The 18096-nt window shown below is 72.2% G+C and carries 18 protein-coding genes; 16 read left to right on the forward strand and 2 right to left on the reverse strand.

Going from position 1 to position 18096, the window contains the following annotated elements; all coding sequences use genetic code 11:
* The first annotated feature begins 89 nt into the window (after positions 1–89).
* The 16 genes from AQJ46_RS21260 (at position 90) to AQJ46_RS21335 (ending at position 15871) form a co-directional block, all read left to right on the forward strand.
* Positions 90–668, forward strand: a complete 579-nt coding sequence (locus AQJ46_RS21260; RefSeq protein ID WP_057611157.1) for a carbonic anhydrase — start codon at positions 90–92, stop codon at positions 666–668.
* A 5-nt stretch (positions 669–673) separates the two neighbouring features.
* Positions 674–2155, forward strand: a complete 1482-nt coding sequence (locus tag AQJ46_RS21265; RefSeq protein ID WP_059207310.1) for a SulP family inorganic anion transporter — start codon at positions 674–676, stop codon at positions 2153–2155.
* A gap of 100 nt (positions 2156–2255) precedes the next feature.
* Positions 2256–3032 (forward strand): slipin family protein, encoded by a 777-nt coding sequence (locus AQJ46_RS21270; protein ID WP_057611158.1) that lies wholly within the window; start codon positions 2256–2258, stop codon positions 3030–3032.
* A 100-nt stretch (positions 3033–3132) separates the two neighbouring features.
* On the forward strand, positions 3133–4500 hold the full coding sequence (locus tag AQJ46_RS21275; protein WP_059207107.1) for a PhoX family protein: 1368 nt from the start codon (positions 3133–3135) through the stop codon (positions 4498–4500).
* 80 nt (positions 4501–4580) lie between these two features.
* Positions 4581–5480: a PPK2 family polyphosphate kinase gene (locus AQJ46_RS21280; RefSeq protein WP_059207108.1), complete on the forward strand. Its 900-nt coding sequence runs from the start codon at positions 4581–4583 to the stop codon at positions 5478–5480.
* 21 nt (positions 5481–5501) lie between these two features.
* On the forward strand, positions 5502–7019 hold the full coding sequence (locus AQJ46_RS21285; protein ID WP_059207109.1) for an FAD-dependent oxidoreductase: 1518 nt from the start codon (positions 5502–5504) through the stop codon (positions 7017–7019).
* Positions 7020–7079: 60 nt separating this feature from the next.
* Complete coding sequence (locus AQJ46_RS21290; RefSeq protein ID WP_059207110.1) at positions 7080–7901, forward strand: polysaccharide deacetylase family protein; 822 nt, start codon at positions 7080–7082, stop codon at positions 7899–7901.
* Between the two features lie 9 nt (positions 7902–7910).
* On the forward strand, positions 7911–8090 hold the full coding sequence (locus AQJ46_RS21295) for a hypothetical protein (RefSeq protein WP_057611163.1): 180 nt from the start codon (positions 7911–7913) through the stop codon (positions 8088–8090).
* 16 nt (positions 8091–8106) lie between these two features.
* Complete coding sequence (locus AQJ46_RS21300; protein ID WP_059207111.1) at positions 8107–8823, forward strand: peptidyl-tRNA hydrolase; 717 nt, start codon at positions 8107–8109, stop codon at positions 8821–8823.
* The gene (locus tag AQJ46_RS21305; protein WP_059207112.1) at positions 8820–9422 is read left to right on the forward strand and encodes a TetR/AcrR family transcriptional regulator; all 603 of its coding nucleotides are present in this window, start codon (positions 8820–8822) and stop codon (positions 9420–9422) included. Before AQJ46_RS21300 ends, AQJ46_RS21305 begins: the two co-directional genes overlap by 4 nt.
* An 80-nt stretch (positions 9423–9502) precedes the next feature.
* Positions 9503–9910, forward strand: coding sequence for a hypothetical protein (locus AQJ46_RS21310; RefSeq protein WP_057611166.1), 408 nt, complete (start codon positions 9503–9505; stop codon positions 9908–9910).
* Positions 9910–10515: a TIGR03086 family metal-binding protein gene (locus AQJ46_RS21315; protein WP_059207114.1), complete on the forward strand. Its 606-nt coding sequence runs from the start codon at positions 9910–9912 to the stop codon at positions 10513–10515. The genes AQJ46_RS21310 and AQJ46_RS21315 overlap by 1 nt, the downstream gene beginning before the upstream one ends.
* A 331-nt stretch (positions 10516–10846) precedes the next feature.
* Positions 10847–12151 carry a DUF692 domain-containing protein gene (locus tag AQJ46_RS21320; protein WP_059207115.1) on the forward strand — a complete coding sequence of 435 codons (1305 nt, stop codon included), beginning with the start codon at positions 10847–10849 and terminating at the stop codon, positions 12149–12151.
* 303 nt (positions 12152–12454) lie between these two features.
* Positions 12455–13243: a DUF4142 domain-containing protein gene (locus AQJ46_RS21325; RefSeq protein ID WP_059207116.1), complete on the forward strand. Its 789-nt coding sequence runs from the start codon at positions 12455–12457 to the stop codon at positions 13241–13243.
* 100 nt (positions 13244–13343) lie between these two features.
* Positions 13344–14126: a TIGR04222 domain-containing membrane protein gene (locus tag AQJ46_RS21330; RefSeq protein ID WP_059207117.1), complete on the forward strand. Its 783-nt coding sequence runs from the start codon at positions 13344–13346 to the stop codon at positions 14124–14126.
* Positions 14127–14242: 116 nt separating this feature from the next.
* Positions 14243–15871 (forward strand): alpha/beta hydrolase, encoded by a 1629-nt coding sequence (locus AQJ46_RS21335; RefSeq protein ID WP_059207118.1) that lies wholly within the window; start codon positions 14243–14245, stop codon positions 15869–15871.
* On the opposite strand, the gene hemQ is transcribed toward AQJ46_RS21335, so the two are convergent.
* Entirely contained in the window at positions 15872–16603 is a 732-nt protein-coding gene (hemQ, locus tag AQJ46_RS21340; RefSeq protein WP_057611171.1) for a hydrogen peroxide-dependent heme synthase, read from the reverse strand.
* 5 nt (positions 16604–16608) lie between these two features.
* Entirely contained in the window at positions 16609–18048 is a 1440-nt protein-coding gene (gene hemG / locus AQJ46_RS21345) for a protoporphyrinogen oxidase (RefSeq protein WP_059207119.1), read from the reverse strand.
* Positions 18049–18096 lie beyond the last annotated feature (48 nt).

Genomic DNA, 18096 nt, shown 5'->3' on the forward strand with positions numbered 1-18096 from the left:
TCCCCCACCTGTCATGTAAGCCGACGCGCCCCCATTGCGCGCCAGGTAAACCCGACGCGCCCCCATTGCGCGCCAGGAGGAGTCACCACATGCAGCCCCTCATCGACAACGCCCGTACGTTCGGACAGCGCCCTGAGGAGTTCGCCAAGCTGGCCGAAGGCCAGTCCCCCCAGGTTCTGTTCATCACCTGCTCGGATTCCAGGGTCGTCCCGGCCCTGATCACGGGCGCCCGCCCGGGCGAGCTCTTCGAGCTGCGCACCGCGGGCAACATCGTTCCCCCCTACGCCTCCGAGCACCCCACCAGCGAGGCGGCCACCATCGAGTACGCCGTGGAGGTGCTGGGCGTCCGCGACATCGTGGTCTGCGGACACTCGCACTGCGGGGCCGTCGGCGCCCTGGTGCGCGGTGACGACCTGGACGCCGTACCGGCCGTGCGCGACTGGCTCCATCACGCCACCCCGCGTCCCGCGGGCGCGGCCGAGGACCCGGCCGTCGCCGAGGGCGTGCAGAGCCACGTCCTGGCCCAGGTACTGCGCCTGCGGTCGTACCCCTTCATCGACAAGAAGCTGGCGGAAGAACAACTGACCCTGCACGCCTGGTACTACGAGGTGCACACGGGCGCGGTGCGCGTCCACCGCACCGAGTCCGACGCGTTCGAGGGCCTGTGATCGCCATGATGACCAAATACCCTCACCTGCGGCAGGACTTCGCCGCCTCCCTGGTCGTCTTCCTGGTCGCGCTCCCGCTCTGCGTGGGCGTGGCCGTCGCCTCCGGTGTGCCGGCCGAACTCGGCCTGGTCACCGGCATCGTCGGCGGTCTGGTCACCGGATTCATGCGGGGCAGCAGCCTCCAGGTCTCCGGCCCGGCCGCCGGTCTGACCGTCCTCGTCTTCGAGGCGGTCAACGAGTTCGGGCTGCCCGCCCTCGGTGTGATCGTGCTGTCCGCCGGAGTGCTCCAGCTCGCCATGGGCGCCCTCAAGCTGGGGCGCTGGTTCCGGGCGATATCCGTCTCGGTCGTCGAGGGCATGCTGGCCGGAATCGGCCTCGTGCTCATCGCCGGCCAGCTGTACTCGGCGGCCGGCCTGAAGGCGCCCACCTCCGGCATCGACAAGATCCTGGGGCTGCCCGGTGCCGCCCTCGACGCACTCGGCAGCACCACGGCCCTCGCCTCGCTCGCCGTCGGCGCGGGCACCGTGGCGGTCATGGTGCTGTGGAAGAAGCTGCCCAAGAAGGCGCAGACCGTGCCGGGCGCGCTCGCCGCGGTCCTGCTGGCCACCCTGGTCACCCAGGTCTTCGGCCTGTCGATCGCCACCGTCGAGGTGAACGGCCTGCTGGCGTCCATCCAGCCGCCCGGCACCGAGGCGTTCGGGGAGCTGGCCAACCCGGCGATCTTCGGCACCATCCTCGCCTTCACCCTGATCGCCTCCGCCGAGAGCCTGTTCAGCGCCGCCGCGGTGGACCGGCTGCACGACGGTCCGCGCACCGAGTACGACAAGGAGCTCATGGCCCAGGGCGCGGGCAACGCGGTCTGCGGCGCGCTCGGCGCCCTGCCCATGACCGCGGTCATCGTGCGCAGCTCGGCCAACGTCCAGGCGGGCGCGAAGACCAAGGCCTCCCGGGTCATGCACGGCGTGTGGCTGCTGCTGTTCGCGGCCCTGTTGCCCTCGACGCTGGCGCTGATCCCGCTGCCCGCGCTCGCCGGCATCCTGGTCCACGCGGGCTTCAAGCTGATCCCCTTCCGGGAGATCGTGTCGCTGTGGCGGGGGCACCGCGGTGAGGCGCTGATCCTGGTGGTCACGGCCGTCTCGATCGTCGCGGTGAACATGTTCGAGGGCGTGCTGATCGGTCTGGCCCTGTCGGTCGTCAAGACCGCCTGGGAGGCCTCGCACCTCAAGATGGAGATCGTCGACAAGGGCGCGGGCCCCATCCAGGCCCATCTGTCGGGCAACGCGACCTTCCTGCGGCTGCCGAAGATCCTCGACAGCCTGGAGTCGCTGCCCCAGGACCGGCCCGTGGAGCTGGACCTCTCCGGTCTGCACCACCTGGACCACGCCTGCCGTACGGCGCTGGAGAACTGGGCCGAGCGGCACAGCGCGGTCGGCACCGAACCGGTCCGGGTCACCGAGCCCGAGCCGGTGAAGGCCACCGCTCCGTAGCACTTCCCCGCCTGGTCCGGGGCCCGTCGTGGCCCCGGGCCAGGCACCGGGCATATCGTTGCAGGAGCAGACATACGGACCTCTGGACGAGGAGGTCGGAATGCTCCAGGAACTGTTGACGGCGGCCGTGGCGGCCGGTGCCGCGGGGTTCGTCTACCTCACGGCGGCGGCCCGGGTCGTCAAGCAGTACGAGCGCGGGGTGGTCTTCCGCCTCGGGCAGCTCGCGGGTGAGGTGCGCGAGCCCGGGTTCACGGTGATCGTGCCGTTCGTGGACCGGCTGCACAAGGTGAACATGCAGATCGTCACGATGCCGGTGCCGGCCCAGGAGGGCATCACCCGGGACAACGTGACGGTGCGCGTGGACGCGGTCGTCTACTTCCGGGTCGTCGACGCCGCGAACGCCCTGGTCAAGGTCGAGGACTACAAGTTCGCCGTCTCCCAGATGGCCCAGACCTCGCTCCGTTCGATCATCGGCAAGAGCGAGCTGGACGACCTGCTGTCCAACCGCGAGAAACTCAACGAGGGTCTGGAGCTGATGATCGACAGCCCGGCCGTCGGCTGGGGCGTGCAGGTGGACCGGGTCGAGATCAAGGATGTGTCGCTGCCGGACGCGATGAAGCGGTCGATGGCCCGGCAGGCCGAGGCCGACCGTGAGCGCCGGGCCCGGATCATCAACGCCGACGCCGAACTCCAGGCCTCGAAGAAGCTCGCGGAGGCCGCCGAGCAGATGTCCGAGCAGCCGGCCGCGCTCCAACTCAGGCTGCTGCAGACGGTCGTGGCGGTGGCCGCGGAGAAGAACTCGACGCTCGTCCTGCCCTTCCCGGTGGAGCTGCTGCGCTTCCTGGAGAGGGCCCAGGAGCACCCGACCGGGAAGTGACGGGCGGGGACACGCTACGCGTGTGGTTCCCGCGGGCCGACCCAGGTGATAGACACAGCGAGGTCACAGTCCTGTCCGCCAGCAGGAAGGTTGCTTCGCCATGTCCGCAACACGACGTCAGGTCCTGGCCCGCTCCGGCGCATTGGGCGTGGGCATCGCCTTCACCGGCGCCCTCTCCGAACTCTTCGCCGGCACCGCCGCCGCCCAGTCCCTCGGCCACACCGGCTACGGTCCCCTCGTCCCCGACCCGAAGGGCCTGCTGGACCTGCCGAAGGGCTTCCGCTACGAGGTCCTGTCCCGTGAGGGCGACCCGCTCCGCTCCGGCGAGGGCAAGGTCCCCTCCAACCACGACGGCATGACCGCGCTGCCGGGCAGACACGGTCGCGTCCACCTGGTCCGCAACCATGAGAACCGCCCCACCGCGGCCATCGCCGTCCCCACCGTCAAGGGCCTCACCTACGACCCGGCAGGCAAGGGCGGCTGTACGGCCCTCACCCTGGACTCCCGCAACAACGTGCTGTCGGAGCGGGTCGCCATCGCCGGCACCGCCGTCAACTGCGCGGGCGGGCCCACCCCTTGGGGCACCTGGCTGACCTGCGAGGAGACCGAGGACAAGGCCGGCACCAACGGCTACACCAAGGACCACGGCTTCATCTTCGAGGTCGACCCGGTCGACCCGCACCGCTCCGGGGCCGTACCCCTGACCGCGATGGGCCGCTTCCAGCACGAGGCCATCGCGATCGACCCGAAACGCGGCATCGTCTACGAGACCGAGGACGCTTTCCTCAAGCCCTTCGGCCTCTTCTACCGCTTCCTGCCCAACAAGCCCGAGGGCGGCCTCGGTTCACTGCGCGCGGGTGGCAGGCTCCAGGCGATGCGGGTGCCCGGAGTGCCGGACCTGTCCGTGGTGCAGGAGACGGGCGCCTGCTTCGAGGGCGTCGAGTGGGTCGACGTACCGGACCCGCTGGCCACCGAAACCCCCGTACGGCTCCAGGACTTCGGCCCGAAGGGCATCACCCATGCCCAGAAGCTGGAGGGCTGCTACTGGGGCGGGAAGAGCGTCTACTTCGTCTCGTCGTTCGCGCACAGCGCCGAGGGTTCGGCCGCCGACCACTTCGGGCAGATCTGGCGCTACGACCCTTCGGAGCGCCGGCTGACCCTGGTGATCGTCTTCGGTCCGGACACCGACGTCCAGCTGCCCGGCGAGTCCCCGGACAACATCTGCCTCGCGCCCAGCGGCGGTCTGATGGTGTGCGAGGACGGCAACGGCGCCCAGCACGTCTTCGGCGTGACGCGGCACGGCGAGGTGTACGCCATGGCCCGCGGCCGGCAGAACATCGGCACGCCCGAGGCGCCGGAGTGGGGCGAGTTCGCGGGCGTCACCTTCTCCCCCGACGGGCAGACGATGTACGTCAACTGCTACACGCCCGGGACGACCTTCGCGGTGACGGGCCCCTGGCGCCGGTAGCCGTCCCGCACGACGGCCGGCGCGCCCCGGTCCCTCGGCGCAGGATCGAGGGGCCGGACCCGGAGCGGAAGGGGTGCCCCATGTCGGAGAAGGACGCGAAGGGCCGCACGGCGACGAAGGGCTCCACGGCCGGCGACGGCCTCGCCCTGCGTGAGCGGCTGCGGGTACCCGGCGGCGAGCCGATGGACCTCGCCTCCTACGACACCCGGGAGACTCCGTCCGGCCCCCGTGCCAGCCTGGCCGCGATGACCGATCTGGCCACCCCGCTCGCCGACCTGCAGGAACGCCTGTGGGCGTCGAGCACGGCGGGCGACCGGCGCCGGGTCCTGCTGGTGCTGCAGGGCATGGACACCAGCGGCAAGGGCGGCACGGTCAAGCACGTCATCGGCTTGTTCAACCCGTCAGGCTGCCGCATCCACGCCTTCAAGGCACCCACCCCCAAGGAACGCGCGCACCCCTTCCTCCGGCGCATCAAGAAGGCCCTCCCGCAAGCCGGTGAGCTGGGCATCTTCGACCGCTCGCGCGGGGGGACCCCCATCGAGGACGTCCTCGTCGCCCGCGTCCGCGCCCTCGCCCCGGCCGCGGAGATCGCGCGCCGCTACGACGAGATCAACCGCTTCGAGAAGTCCCTCGCCGGCAAGGGCGTCACCGTGATCAAGTGCTTCCTGCACCTCTCGTACGACGAACAGCGCGACCGCCTGCTCAAGCGCCTCGACCGTCCGGACAAGCACTGGAAGTTCCACGTCTCGGACATCGACGACCGCGCCCTGTGGCCCGCCTACCGGCAGGCGTACGAGCTGGTACTGGAACGCTGCTCGACCCCGCACGCCCCGTGGTACCTGGTCCCCGCCGACCGCAAGTGGTACCGCAACTGGGCGATCAGCCGACTCCTCCTCGAACACCTGTCGGAACTGGACCCGCGCTATCCGAAGGCGGACTTCGACGTGGAGGAAGCACGCAGGCGGCTGCTCGAACAGTGAATCGCGGGGTACTCGGGGCGCATGACCGAGAACCGGCACGTCAAGGGCTCGTACTGGCTGGAGACGGCACCCGGTGGACCCCGGCAGCCGCTCACCGAGGACCTCGACGTCGACGTGGCCGTGATCGGCGCCGGCATCGCCGGGCTGAGCACGGCGTGGGAACTGACGCGGGCCGGGCGCCGGGTGGCGGTCCTGGAGGCAGGACAGGTGGCCGCGGGGGTCACCGGGCACACCACCGCCAAGCTGACCGCCCTGCACACCCTGATCTACGACAAACTGCGCCGCACCCGCGGCCCCGAGGGCGCTCGGCTGTACGCCCGCTCGCAGAGCGAGGCGATCGAGCGGGCCGCCGGGATCGCGGAGGAGCTGGGCGTCGACTGCGACTGGGAAGAGCGCAGTGCCTACACCTACGTCTGTGACCCGAGCCGCGCCGACGAGCTGCGGGCCGAGGCGGCGGCCGCGAGGGAGGCGGGGCTGCCCGCTTCGTTCGTGACTCAGACCGGGCTGCCGTTCCCCGTGGCGGGCGCGGTGCGGGTGACCGGGCAGGCACAGTTCCATCCGCGCAAGTACCTGCTGGCCCTGGCCGAGGATCTCGTCGCCTCCGGCGCGGCCGTCCACGAGCACACCGTCGTCCTGGGCCTCGAAGAGGGCGAGCCGTGCCGCCTGACGACCGACACGCGGGCGACGGTGACGGCCCGGGACGTCGTGGTCGCCACCCACTACCCGATCTTCGACCGGGCCCTCCTGTTCACCCGCCTCTCCCCGCGCCGTGAGCTGGTCGTCGCCGGGACGATCGACCGGGAACGGGATCCGGACGGTATGTACATCACGCCGGAGGAGGGCACCCGCTCGGTCCGTACGGCTCCCTGGGACGCCGACCGGCGCCTGCTCATCGTCACCGGGGAGCACTTCACGCCCGGCACGGGCGACACCCGGAGCCGTTTCGACCACCTGGGCGCCTGGGCTTCCCGGCACTTCCCCGATGTGGACCTCACCCACGCCTGGGCCACCCAGGACAACGACCCGACGGACACCGTGCCGCTCGTCGGCCCCCTGCACCCGGGCGCCAAGCACACCTACGTCGCCACCGGCTTCGGCGGCTGGGGCCTGAGCGGCGGAATCATGGCGAGCCGTCTACTCACGGCCCAGATCACCGGCGAGAAGTGCGCGTGGAGCGACCTGTACGACCCGCGCCGCCTGCGCTCGGCGGTCCGCGAGGCCCCGTCCTTCCTCAAGAACCAGGCACAGGTGGCCCGTCACTTCGTCGGCGACCGGCTGCGCCCCTCACCCCCGCTGGAGTCCCTCCCGCCCGGTGAGGGCGCGGTTGTCCGGGTGAACGGCGACCGTCTCGCGGTGTACCGGGACGACGAGGGCGCGCTGCACGCCGTCTCCCCGCGCTGCACCCACCTCGGCTGCCTGATCTCCTTCAACGGTGCCGAGGACGCCTGGGAATGCCCCTGCCACGGCTCCCGATTCGACACGAACGGCAAGGTGATCCAGGGGCCGGCGACCAAGCCGCTGGAGCGGCGGGACATCTGAGCGGGTGACGTTGCGGCCGGGGTGAGAGGCAATGAGAAGGGTTCGCCCTATTTTCATACGGTGATCATTCTTGTACGACGCATCACCGCCGCGTGTGCCCTCAGCGCCGCCCTCACCGCCTGCGCCGCCACGCCGCAGCCCGTCCGTCCGGCGCCCTCCCCGACCACCACCGCTCCTTCCGCGCCCCCGACTCTCGCCCCCGGTCCCGGAGGTCTGACCCCCGTCTTCAAGAACGGGTCCCGTACCCACGGCAGAACCGTCGCGCTCACCTTCGACGCCGACATGACGGCGGACCAGGGGGCACGGGCGGCAGCGGGCGAGCACTTCGACAACCCCGGGCTGATCGCGGCCCTGCGGGCACTGAAGGTCCCGGCCACCGTGTTCATGACCGGGCGATGGGCCGAGCAGTATCCGGAGCAGGCCCGCTCCCTCGGGCGGGACCCGCTCTTCGAGGTCGCCAACCACTCCTACAGCCACTACGCCTTCACCGGCGACTGCTACGGGCTGCCGACGGTCCCCGGTGACCGGATGCGGGCGGATGTGGAGCGGGCGTACGCGGCGTTCCGGAGGGCGGGGGTGCCGGATGCGAGGCCGTACTTCCGTTTCCCCGGGGGTTGCTACGACCGGCGGGCACTGAAGGCGCTGACCCCGGTCGGTGTGACCGCCGTCCAGTGGGACGTGGTGAGCGGGGACGCGTTCGCGACGGACGCGGAGGCGGTGACCCGGCAGGTGCTGGAGGGGGTGCGGCCGGGGTCGGTCGTGGTCATGCACTGCACGCGCAGTGCCGCGCCGACGACGGAGCGGGTGGTGCGGGCTGTGGTGCCGGAGCTGCGTGAGCGGGGGTTCCGGTTCGTGAAGGTGTCCGAGCTGATCGGGTCCTAGGCTGGAGGTATGAGCGAGGACTACTGCACGATCGGCAACGTGCCGAAGCCTCCGGTCGCCGACGGGCCGCCGTATGCGGAGTGCGTGCTGTGCCGGAAGCCGACGGAGTATCCGGAGTCGTACAAGGGGATCACCCTGTGCCCGGTCTGCGAGTGGCAGGAGGCCCAGCGGACGGCCTGCTCCGGGTGACCTTAGGGTTGTCCGGGTGAGCCACGACGTGACGCCCCCGACCGACAGCCCCTTCCGCTCCGAGCCGACCGCACGCGACCAGGCACCCCAGTTCGTGCTGCCCCTGGTCGTCCGTATCGAGAAGACGGCTCCGCCTGCTCGCACCGACGCTCTCGAGACCGCCGCCCGCGCCGTTCTCGTCATGCTCGGCGACGAGCGTTCCATCGGTGACGGGGAGTGGGCCGAGGTGATGCGGGACTGGCAGGACGCCCGGATCCGGAAGGTCGTACGGCGGGCGCGGGGCGCCGAGTGGCGGCGGGCCGAGGGGTTGCCCGGGATCACCGTGACGGGGAAGTCGGCGGAGGTTCGGGTGTTCCCGCCGGTGCCGCTCGACGGCTGGCCGAAGGATCTGGCCAGGCTCCAGGTCTCCGGCACCGACCTCGACGACCCCGAACCGCCGGTGGCCGCGGACGTGACGGCTCCCGTCCTGTGGCTCAATCCGGACCTCGGCATGTCGGCGGGCAAGGCGATGGCTCAGGCCGGTCACGGCGCCCAACTGGCCTGGTGGGAACTGTCGGACGAGGAGCGGGCCGCCTGGCGGGACGCCGGGTTCCCGCTCGCCGTACGGGCCGCGGATCCCGCGCGGTGGGGTGAACTCACCACCAGTGGGCTGCCGTTGGTCCGTGACGCCGGTTTCACCGAGATCGCGCCGGGCTCCTGCACGGTCGTCGCGGACCATCCGGCGCTGCGATGACCCGGGTCGACGGACGCGTCGAGCGGGGCAACCGCACCCGGCGCACAGTGCTGCGGCGGGCCGTCGACATCGCCTCGGTCGAGGGGCTGGAGGCCTTGTCCGTGGGGCGGCTGGCCGGGGAGCTGGAGCTGAGCAAGAGCGGGGTGTTCGCCCTGTTCGGATCCAAGCAGGAGCTGCAGCTGGCGACCGTGCGAGCGGCCTCGCGGATCTTCGTCGCCGAGGTGCTGGAGCCGGTCTCCGAGGCGGCCGAGGGGGTCGAACGACTGCGGGGGCTGTGCGAGGGGTGGCTCCGTTATTCGGAGCAGCGGGTCTTCCCCGGGGGTTGTTTCTTCTACGGCGTGATGGCCGAGTTCGACGCCCGCGAGGGGCCGGTCCACGACGCGCTCGTCGAGTCCCAGCGGGTCTGGCTCGCCGAGTTGGAGAGGTGCGCCGAGCGGGCGCGGGCCGCGGGTGAGCTGAGCGCGGACACCGATCCGGCGCAACTCGCCTTCGAAGTCGTCGCGTTGATGGAGACGGCGAACGCGATGTCGCTGCTGCACGGCGAGGCCACGCCCTACGCCAGGGCTCGGCGGGGCATCGCGTCACGACTGGGGACCTGACGCCTGAAGCTCTCCGGGTTCTCCGGGACTCGAGCCGGAAACTAGTAGCACGATCGTTCGTTTAGTTTTATGGTCGGGGCATGGGTACTCCTCGACGACGCATCCTTCGCTCCCGATGGAAGTCCGGTCCCGCCATTCCGCTCGACGACTTCGTGCTCGTCGGCGTCACCGACTTCACCGCCCACGGCTACGGGCAGTCCGTCGCCGTCGCGCTGGCCGGGATGCGGTTACGCCGCACCTGGCCGTCGACACCCGGCGCGGTCGGGATGTGGCTGTTCGCGGATCCTCTCCGACGGCGCTCCGGGTCCGTGTCGGTGTGGGCCGACGAGCGGGGACTGAAGGAGTTCACCGGGCGCCCCGACCACGTACGGATCGTGCGTGCGCATCGCGGACGCGGTGAACTGCGGTCGGTCCGGCAGGAGTTCGAGGAGTTCGACCCCGATGCCGTGTGGGCTTACGCCCTGGACCTGATCACCGAGGAGCGCTGATGGATGTCGTCGAGCTGGACCGGATCGCCGTACAGGAGGCTTCACGGGTCGTGGAGTCGGCCCGGGACGGCGACGACGGGGACTGGGAGCGGGAGACGCCCTGCGCGGGGTGGAACCTGCGGCGGCTGGTGGCGCACATGACCGCCCAGCACCACGGGTTCGCGGCCGCCGCCCGAGGCGTGGGCGGCGATCCGGGGTACTGGTGGGAGCAGGAGGGGACGGCCGCGCCTGCCCGCGCGCATCGGGCGGCTGTGGACGCGGTGCTCGGGGCGTTCGCCGCACCAGGTGTCCTCGAGCGGGAGTTCGTGCTGCCGGAGCTGGGCGGAGGGTTTCCCGGCCGTACGGCGATCGCCTTTCACTTCGTCGACTACGTGGTGCACGCGTGGGACGTCGCGGCCACGCTCGGCGTACGACTCCACCTGACGGACGAGGTGCTCACCGCAGCCCTGGCCGTGACCCGACACGTCCCGACGGACCCGACCGGCCGCGGGCCGGGCTTCGCGTTCGCGCCCGCACTGAAGGTCGCGGAGGGGACCGGCCCGCTGGAGGAGACCCTGCGACTCCTGGGCCGGGAACCGCAGGCGTGGCCCGGGGCGGGCTGGTGATGTCGTCGGCCGTGGGCCGGGCTCAGCGCCCGCACTGGACGTTGCGGACGGGGCTGGGAACCGCAGGCGCGGCCCCGCACCAGACGGCTCCCGGCGGCCGTGGGCCGCGCTGAAGGTCGCGGAGGAGACCCTGCGACTGCCGGGCCGGAAGCCGCAGGCGTGGCCCGGAAGCGGCAGGTGATGTCGTCTGCGGTGTCGGGGCCGAACCTCAAATGTTGCTCTGAAGGTCCACCGGGCACGGTTCGGGGCCGGGGCTCGGGGCCATACCTCCGTCACGCCGAGCGGACGGCGACCGGAGCGGATGCGGGAGAGGCCGAGGAGGGGACGGACCATGGAGCGACTGGGGACGGGTATCGGATGGCGGCCGGAGATCTCGGACGCGGTGGAGCGCATGCCGGGCATCGACTGGGTCGAGGTCGTGGCCGAGAACCTGTGCCCCGGGCACCTCCCCGAGTCGCTGCGCCGGCTGCGCGAGCGCGGGGTGACCGTGGTGCCGCACGGCGTCTCGCTCGGCCTCGGTGGCGCCGACCGCCCCGACGCGGCGCGGCTCCTCGCTCTCGCCGAGCGGGCCGAGGCGCTGGGCGCGCCGCTGGTCACCGAGCACATCGCGTTCGTCCGCGCGGGCGGCCCGCTGACCGCCTCCCCACGCCTGGAGGCCGGACACCTGCTGCCCGTCCCGCGCACCCGGGACGCCCTGGACGTCCTCTGCGAGAACATCCGCATCGCGCAGGCCGCGCTGCCGGTGCCGCTCGCCGTGGAGAACATCGCCGCGCTGATCTCCTGGCCGGGCGAGGAGATGACCGAGGGGCAGTTCCTGTACGACCTCGCGGACCGGACAGGGGTACGGCTGCTGATCGACGTGGCCAACCTGCACACCAACCACGTCAACCGCGGCGAGGACCCGGCCGAGGCACTCGCCGGGCTTCCGCTGGAGGCCATCGCGTACGTCCATGTCGCGGGCGGGTTCGAGCGGGACGGGGTGTGGCACGACAGCCACGCCCACCCGGTGCCGCGGCCCGTTCTCGACATCCTCACCGACCTCGCGTCCCGCATCTCGCCGCCGGGGGTGCTGCTGGAGCGGGACGAGAACTTCCCCGAACCGGGCGAACTGGAGCGGGAGTTGGGGGCCATCCGGGAAGCGGTGGAGAAGGGCGGCGGGGCACGGACCGACGGCACGTGGCGCGCTGCCGCCCCCGTGGAGCCGTCGAGCGTCCCGACCGACCCCGCCCGCCAGCGACTCGCCCTCGCCCAGACCGCGCTGCTGTCCGCGCTCGTGGCGGGGACTCCGGTGCCGGAGGGGTTCGACCGGGTGCGCCTTGGGGTGCAGGCGCGGGCGCTCGCGGGGAAGCGGGCGGATGTGGTGGCGAAGGTCGCGCCCGAACTGCCGGTGATCCTCGGGGCGGGCTATCGGCCGGCGTTCCTGGCGTATGCGCAGGGGGCGCCGATGACGGAGGGGTACCGTCGGGACGCGCTGAGCTTCGCCGAACAGCTGCTGCTGAGCGGGAAGTTGGCGGACGCGAGGGTGCGACGGGAGCTGCGGGAGTGGTGGCTCGAGCGGTCGGGGCCCACGCCGAGGTCCCGGAGGCCGGCGGTGCGGCTGGCTCGGGCCACGCGGAGGGCGTTGCTGCGGCACTGAGGGTGCGGGAGCCCGGGGGTGCGTGTCGCTCGCCCTCGCCGGCGGGATGCCGCGGCGCGGCTGGGCGGCCAGGGCCGCGTCCCCGGAGCCGTACGCCGGATCGAGACCCTGCGCGGGGCCGACCGGCCCCGCGCAGGCAGGATGCCGTTGGGGGTTGGGGGTTGGGGATTGGGGATTGGGGGTTGCGCAAGCATGGCGGCCGACAACGCCCGCAGCCCACACACAACCTCCACGGACCCGGCAGTAATATGTCAGTCCCGCACCTGAATCCCACTAGCGTGCGGTGCCGCTACAGGAGGCACCATGCGACCGCGACCGCCCGTCAAGGGGCGAGGCATCTTCTCCGGCACCGGGGTCATCATCGCCGGACTCACGGCGACCCTCGTGGCCCTGCTCATCCCGATCTGGTCCTATGCCGACCGCTCCGGCACGGGCCTGAGCGTGCTCAACGCCGGGACGGTGACGACGCCGTACGGGCCGCTCTCCGCACTGGACCGCGAGTTCGTGACGAAGGTGCGGCTGGCGGGGCTGTGGGAGCTGCCCGCGGGTCAGCAGGCGGAGCAGAAGGGCACGACGCAGGCCGTACGGACGGCAGGGCAGCACCTGGTCGAGGGACACACGTTCCTCGACGCACGCGTGCGTGACGTGGCGTCGAAGCTCGGACTCGCCCTGCCCAACGAGCCCAGCGATCAGCAGAAGCAGTGGCTCGACACCCTGAACCAGGCCCAGGGGATCGACTACGACCGCCAGTTCGCCAACATCCTGCGTCTGGCGCACGGCAGGGTGTTCTCGGTCGTCGCCGAGGTTCGCGCGAGCACCCAGAACTCCCTGGTCCGCGCCCTGGCCGACGACGCCAACACCACCGTGCTGGACCACATCAAGATCCTGGAGGCCACCGGGTACGTCGACTTCGGCGCCCTGGCCCGGGACCTGGCCACCGGCAGCACGCCGCCCATCACCAACTCCCCGGCCCCGCCCGGCCCGACGACCGACCCGGGCGCGGTCGTTCCGGTCACCCCGTCGCCGTACGCGACGACCTTCACTCTGCCCCCGGCCGCCTCCAGCCCGCCCCCGGTCCCCGTCCCGTCGTAGTCCGCTTCCGGACAAACGGAACGTCACACACCGACAACACTCCGTCCGGATTGTGAACAGCCCATGGCGCCGCCGGGAGCCTTTGGCATAGAAACGCGGCATGTTCTGGGTTCTTCTTCTGCTGCTGGCCTGGGCCGCCGCCGGCACCGCGTGCACGCGGCTGTGCCTGGCCGCCGTACACGCGGCGGCCGCCGACGCGGATGCCCGGAGACACGATCTGACGCTGTACGAGGCCGCGTTCCTGTCGGGCGGCCCGCGGCGGGTCGCCGATCTGACGCTCGTCTCCATGGCCCGGCAGCGACGGCTGCTGCTGGCCCACACCGGCTGGGCGACCGTCGTCGATCCGCGGGGCCGCGACGAGATGGAGCGCACGGTCATCGGGGTCATCGGCCCTGAGGGGCAGTCCCGGATCGCGCCGGTGCGCGCGGACGCGGCCTCGGCGGACGCGGTGCGCAGCATCGCCGACCGGCTCGTGGACGCGGGCCTCGCGGTGCCCGACGGCGCCCGGTCCGGCATCGCGGCGGCGGTCCGCCAGGTGCGGCTGGCCTCCGTGGCCGTCGTCGCGCTGGGCGCGATCGCGCTCCTCGCGCCCGCCCCGTCGGAGATGCCGCGGCACCTGGTCGCCCTCTGGTTCGCACTGCCGCTCGCGCTGTCCCTGAGCTGTCTGGCCATCGCGCGGATGGAGGTCCACCCGTACTCACGCTGGGCGTCCCCGGCCGGCCAGCGGCTGCTCGGCGCCCTGACCCGGCGCACCGGCGGCACGGACGAGCGGACGTATCTCACCTCCGTCGCCGTACGCGGCATCAGCGCGGTCGGCGAACCGGATCTGCGTGCGGCCTTCGCCCACCGCGAGCAGCACCGCCGGCCGCACGGGCGCGACTGAGCTCACCCGGGGGCGCACGGAGGCATTGGGGCCGACACCGGCGGGGCGGTGCTTGCCTTCCCCGGCAGTCGAACCAAACATCCCTTTTGTCGCTGCCGCGCACCGAAGGGATACCGATGAGAGCCCCCGCCCTCTACACGGCCGCCGGGTCATTGCTTCTGACCACGCTCGCCGCCGCACCGGCCGGGGGCGCTCCGGCCGCCCCGGGCGCGGCGGAACTCCACGGCACCGCGATCGCCGCCGCGCGCGCCGGGACGGCCGGAGTCCGCTTCGGCGCCTGCCCCGCGGTGGAGGACCTGCCCGACGGTGTCCAGTGCGGCACGGTGTCCGTCCCGCTCGACTACGCGCGCCCCGACGGCCGTCAGATCAAACTGACCGTCAGCCGGGTGCGGGCCACCCACAAGGACCCGCACAACAGCAAGCGCAGGGTGCCCCGGCAGGGCGCCCTGGTCTACAATCCCGGCGGTCCCGGCGGCTCCGGCATGTACTTCCCGCTGGTCGGCGCGCTCCCCGAGTGGAAGGGGCTCGCGGCGGCGTACGACCTCGTCGGCTACGCACCGCGCGGGGTGGGCCGTTCGGCGCCGCTGTCCTGCACGGACCCGAAGCAGTACCTCAAGGCGCCCACGCAGACACCGACGTATCCCTCGCTGTCGTACAAGAAGCAACGCATCGCGCAGGCGAAGGCGTACGCGCGCGGGTGTGCGAAACGGGCGGGCGCGGGTCTCCGTTACTACACCTCCCTGAACAACGCCCGGGACCTGGACGTGCTGCGGGCCGCGCTGGGCGAGCGGAAGCTGACGTTCGTGGGGGCCTCGTACGGGACCTACTTCGGCACGCTGTACGCGGCGCTGTTCCCCTCGCATGTACGGCGGATGGTCTTCGACGCGGCGGTGAACCCGGACCCGGAGCAGATCTGGTACCGCAACAACCTGGAACAGTCGGCCGCGTTCGAGGAACGCTGGGCGGACTTCCGGGACTGGGTCGCCCGGCACGACGACGTGTACGGGCTCGGGGGCACGGCCGAGGAGGTGCTGCGCAGCTACGAGAAGGCGGCGGCGCGGCTGGCCGCCGAGCCGGCCGGGGGGAAGGTCGGGCCCGGGGAGCTGCAGGGGGCGTTCCTTACGGCCGGGTACTACGACGACTTCTGGCCGCATCGGGCGCAGGCCCTGTCGGCGTACCTCAAGGGGGATCCCAAGCCGCTGATCCAGCAGGCCGGGCCGCATCAGGAGGCGGCGAAGGAGGCGGAGAACTCCAACGCCGTCTACACGGCCGTGGAGTGCAACGACGCGCCCTGGCCGACGGACTGGAAGGTGTGGGACCGGGACAACACCCGGCTGGCGCGGGTGGCGCCGTTCGAGACGTGGGACAACGTGTGGATGAACCTGCCCTGCGCGTACTGGCTCGCGCCGCGGCAGCGGGCCCTCGATGTGCGGACCGGGCCCGGTGAGCTGCCGCCGACGCTGATCCTGGCGGCCGAGAGGGACGCGGCGGCTCCGTACGCCGGGGCCCTGGAGCTGCACCGGCGGCTGTCCGGCTCGGTACTGGTGACCGAGCGGGACGCGGGCACGCACGGCATCGCGGGCGGCCCGAACCCCTGCGTCAACGGATACCTGGACGCCTACCTGCTGGAGGGCCGCCTCCCGGCGCGGCGCGCCGCATGCGCCCCGCACCCCGAACCCACGCCGAAGCCGAGGACGAAGGCGAAGGACAGCTCTCGGAAGGCGGCCGTCGGACCCGCTCGCTGATCAGGCGAGGCCCGCCACGAGCTCCGCGATCTCCTTGCGGCGGCCCGTGTAGAACGGAACCTCCTCGCGGACGTGCATCCTCGCCTCGGAGGCGCGCAGGTGGCGCATGAGGTCGACGATGCGGTAGAGCTCGTCGGCCTCGAACGCCAGGATCCACTCGTAGTCGCCGAGGGAGAAGGAGGCGACCGTGTTGGCGCGGACGTCCGGGTAGCCGCGGGCCATCTTGCCGTGGTCGGCGAGCATGCGGCGGCGGTCCTCGTCGGGGAGGAGGTACCAGTCGTACGACCGCACGAACGGGTAGACGCTCACGTAGTCGCGGGCGTTCTCGTCCGCCAGGAACGCCGGGATGTGCGAGCGGTTGAACTCGGCGGGGCGGTGCAGCGCCATGTTCGACCAGACCGGCTCCAGCGCGCGGCCCAGCCTGGTGCGGCGGAAGAGGTTGTACGCCTCCTGGAGCTGGTCGCTGGTCTCCGCGTGCCACCAGATCATGACGTCGGCGTCGGCGCGCAGCCCGGACACGTCGTAGGTGCCGCGGATCGTGACGTCCTTCGCGGCGAGCTGGTCGAACAGCTCCTGGACCTCGTCGGCGTACCCCGTGCGGTCCTCGGGGAGCACGTCCTTCAGCTTGAAGACGGACCAGAGCGTGTAACGGATGACCTCGTTGAGGTCCTTGGCCAGCTTGCCCTTGTTCGGGACCCTGCCGGACTCGGGGGTGGGGGCGTCGTTGCTCATGGGCCCTATTCTCCCGCTCCGCCGTGCAGACTCTGCACCGGGTTGGCGGTGAGCTCCCGTACGGCGGTCAGGTCGCCCTGGATCTGGTCCACCGCCGCGTAGGCGCTCGCGATGCAGGCCGGGATGCCGACGCCGTCGTACTGCGCGCCGCAGACCGCGAGGCCCGGGAGCTTGGCGACGTGCTCGCGGATGCGGGCCACGCGCGCGTGGTGGCCGACGGGGTACTGGGGCAGGCCGTCGGTCCAGCGGGTGACGCGGGTGTCGAGGGGGGTGGCGTCCAGCCCGGTGGCCTCACGCAGGTCGTGGCGGGAGACGTCCACCAGGGCGGTGTCGTCGCGCTCCAGGATCTTCGTCTCGCCGTAGCGGCCGACGGAGGTGCGCAGGACGACGACGTCCGGGTTCTCGTCGGCGATCCAGCCCCACTTCTGCGAGGCGAAGGTGGACGCCTTGATGGTGCGGCCGTCGACCGGCGGGACCAGGAACCCGCTGCCCGCGGGCAGGGCCGTGTCGGAGCGGCGGTAGGCGAGGGTGACCAGGGCCATGGAGGCGTACTCCACGGTGTCGAGCTCGGTGGCGGCCTCGGGGGCCTCGGCGCGCAGGAGGCCCGCGGCGGCCGGGGCGGGGGCGGCGACGACCACGGCGTCGGCGTGCAGGACGCGGTCCGCGGCAACGACCCTCCAGCCACCGGACGGCTCGCGGCGCAGCTCGGTCACCGGGGCGCCGGTGACGATCTCGCCGCCGTGCGCGCGGACCGAGTCGGCGACGGCGAGCGGGAGGGTGCCCACGCCGCCCTCGATGCCCATGAACACGGGCCCGGTCTGCTGGTTGGCCGCCATCCTCGCCTGGATCTCGCGGACGCCCTCGGTGAGCGAGGTGTGGGTCCGGGCGACCTGGAAGAGCTGCGGGACCGCCGAGCGCATCGAGATGCGGTACGCGTCGCCGGCGTAGACCCCGCCGAGGAGGGGTTCGATGAGGCGGTCGACGACCTCGCGGCCCAGGCGCGCCGCCACATACGCACCGACCGCCACGTCGTCGCCGACCTCCGTGCGGGGCAGCTCCGCGTCCTGCTCGATGCGGGCGAGACCCTCCTCGGACAGCACGCCGGCCAGGGCCTCGGCGGTGCCGGGAACGCCCATGACGTGGCCCTTGGGCATGGGGCGCAGGGCGCCGCGGCTCCAGATCGAGGCGGTCGCGGTGGCGGGCGGCTGGAGGCGGTCGTCGAGGCCCACCTCGCGGGCCAGGGCCACCGCCTCCGGCCTGCGGGCCAGCATCGACTCGGCGCCGAGGTCGACGCGGGCGCCCGCGATCTCGCCGGGCAGCAGCTTGCCGCCGACCCGGTCGGACGCCTCCAGCACGGTGACGCGCGCACCGCGCTGCGCCAGCCGGTGCGCCGCGGCCAGTCCCGCGATGCCGGCTCCGATGACGACGACCCGTGATCCGCTCATGGCCCCAGCCTCTCAGACCCCACTGACAGTCCGACGGCGGCCCGGTGT

This window comes from Streptomyces canus, assembly GCF_001514145.1.
Classification (GTDB): Bacteria; Actinomycetota; Actinomycetes; order Streptomycetales; family Streptomycetaceae; genus Streptomyces; species Streptomyces canus.

Excerpts from the sequence above, each read along its gene's own strand:
- AQJ46_RS21325 (WP_059207116.1), top strand. The coding sequence starts at position 12,455 with ATGCGACCGCGACCGCCCGTCAAGGGGCGAGGCATCTTCTCCGGCACC.
- AQJ46_RS21310 (WP_057611166.1), top strand. The coding sequence starts at position 9,503 with ATGGGTACTCCTCGACGACGCATCCTTCGCTCCCGATGGAAGTCCGGT.
- AQJ46_RS21285 (WP_059207109.1), top strand. The coding sequence starts at position 5,502 with ATGACCGAGAACCGGCACGTCAAGGGCTCGTACTGGCTGGAGACGGCA.
- AQJ46_RS21320 (WP_059207115.1), top strand. The coding sequence starts at position 10,847 with ATGGAGCGACTGGGGACGGGTATCGGATGGCGGCCGGAGATCTCGGAC.
- AQJ46_RS21280 (WP_059207108.1), top strand. The coding sequence starts at position 4,581 with ATGTCGGAGAAGGACGCGAAGGGCCGCACGGCGACGAAGGGCTCCACG.
- AQJ46_RS21260 (WP_057611157.1), top strand. The coding sequence starts at position 90 with ATGCAGCCCCTCATCGACAACGCCCGTACGTTCGGACAGCGCCCTGAG.
- AQJ46_RS21270 (WP_057611158.1), top strand. The coding sequence starts at position 2,256 with ATGCTCCAGGAACTGTTGACGGCGGCCGTGGCGGCCGGTGCCGCGGGG.
- AQJ46_RS21315 (WP_059207114.1), top strand. The coding sequence starts at position 9,910 with ATGGATGTCGTCGAGCTGGACCGGATCGCCGTACAGGAGGCTTCACGG.
- hemQ (WP_057611171.1), bottom strand. The coding sequence starts at position 16,603 with ATGAGCAACGACGCCCCCACCCCCGAGTCCGGCAGGGTCCCGAACAAG.
- AQJ46_RS21305 (WP_059207112.1), top strand. The coding sequence starts at position 8,820 with ATGACCCGGGTCGACGGACGCGTCGAGCGGGGCAACCGCACCCGGCGC.
- AQJ46_RS21330 (WP_059207117.1), top strand. The coding sequence starts at position 13,344 with ATGTTCTGGGTTCTTCTTCTGCTGCTGGCCTGGGCCGCCGCCGGCACC.
- AQJ46_RS21295 (WP_057611163.1), top strand. The coding sequence starts at position 7,911 with ATGAGCGAGGACTACTGCACGATCGGCAACGTGCCGAAGCCTCCGGTC.
- AQJ46_RS21275 (WP_059207107.1), top strand. The coding sequence starts at position 3,133 with ATGTCCGCAACACGACGTCAGGTCCTGGCCCGCTCCGGCGCATTGGGC.
- hemG (WP_059207119.1), bottom strand. The coding sequence starts at position 18,048 with ATGAGCGGATCACGGGTCGTCGTCATCGGAGCCGGCATCGCGGGACTG.
- AQJ46_RS21265 (WP_059207310.1), top strand. The coding sequence starts at position 674 with ATGATGACCAAATACCCTCACCTGCGGCAGGACTTCGCCGCCTCCCTG.
- AQJ46_RS21335 (WP_059207118.1), top strand. The coding sequence starts at position 14,243 with ATGAGAGCCCCCGCCCTCTACACGGCCGCCGGGTCATTGCTTCTGACC.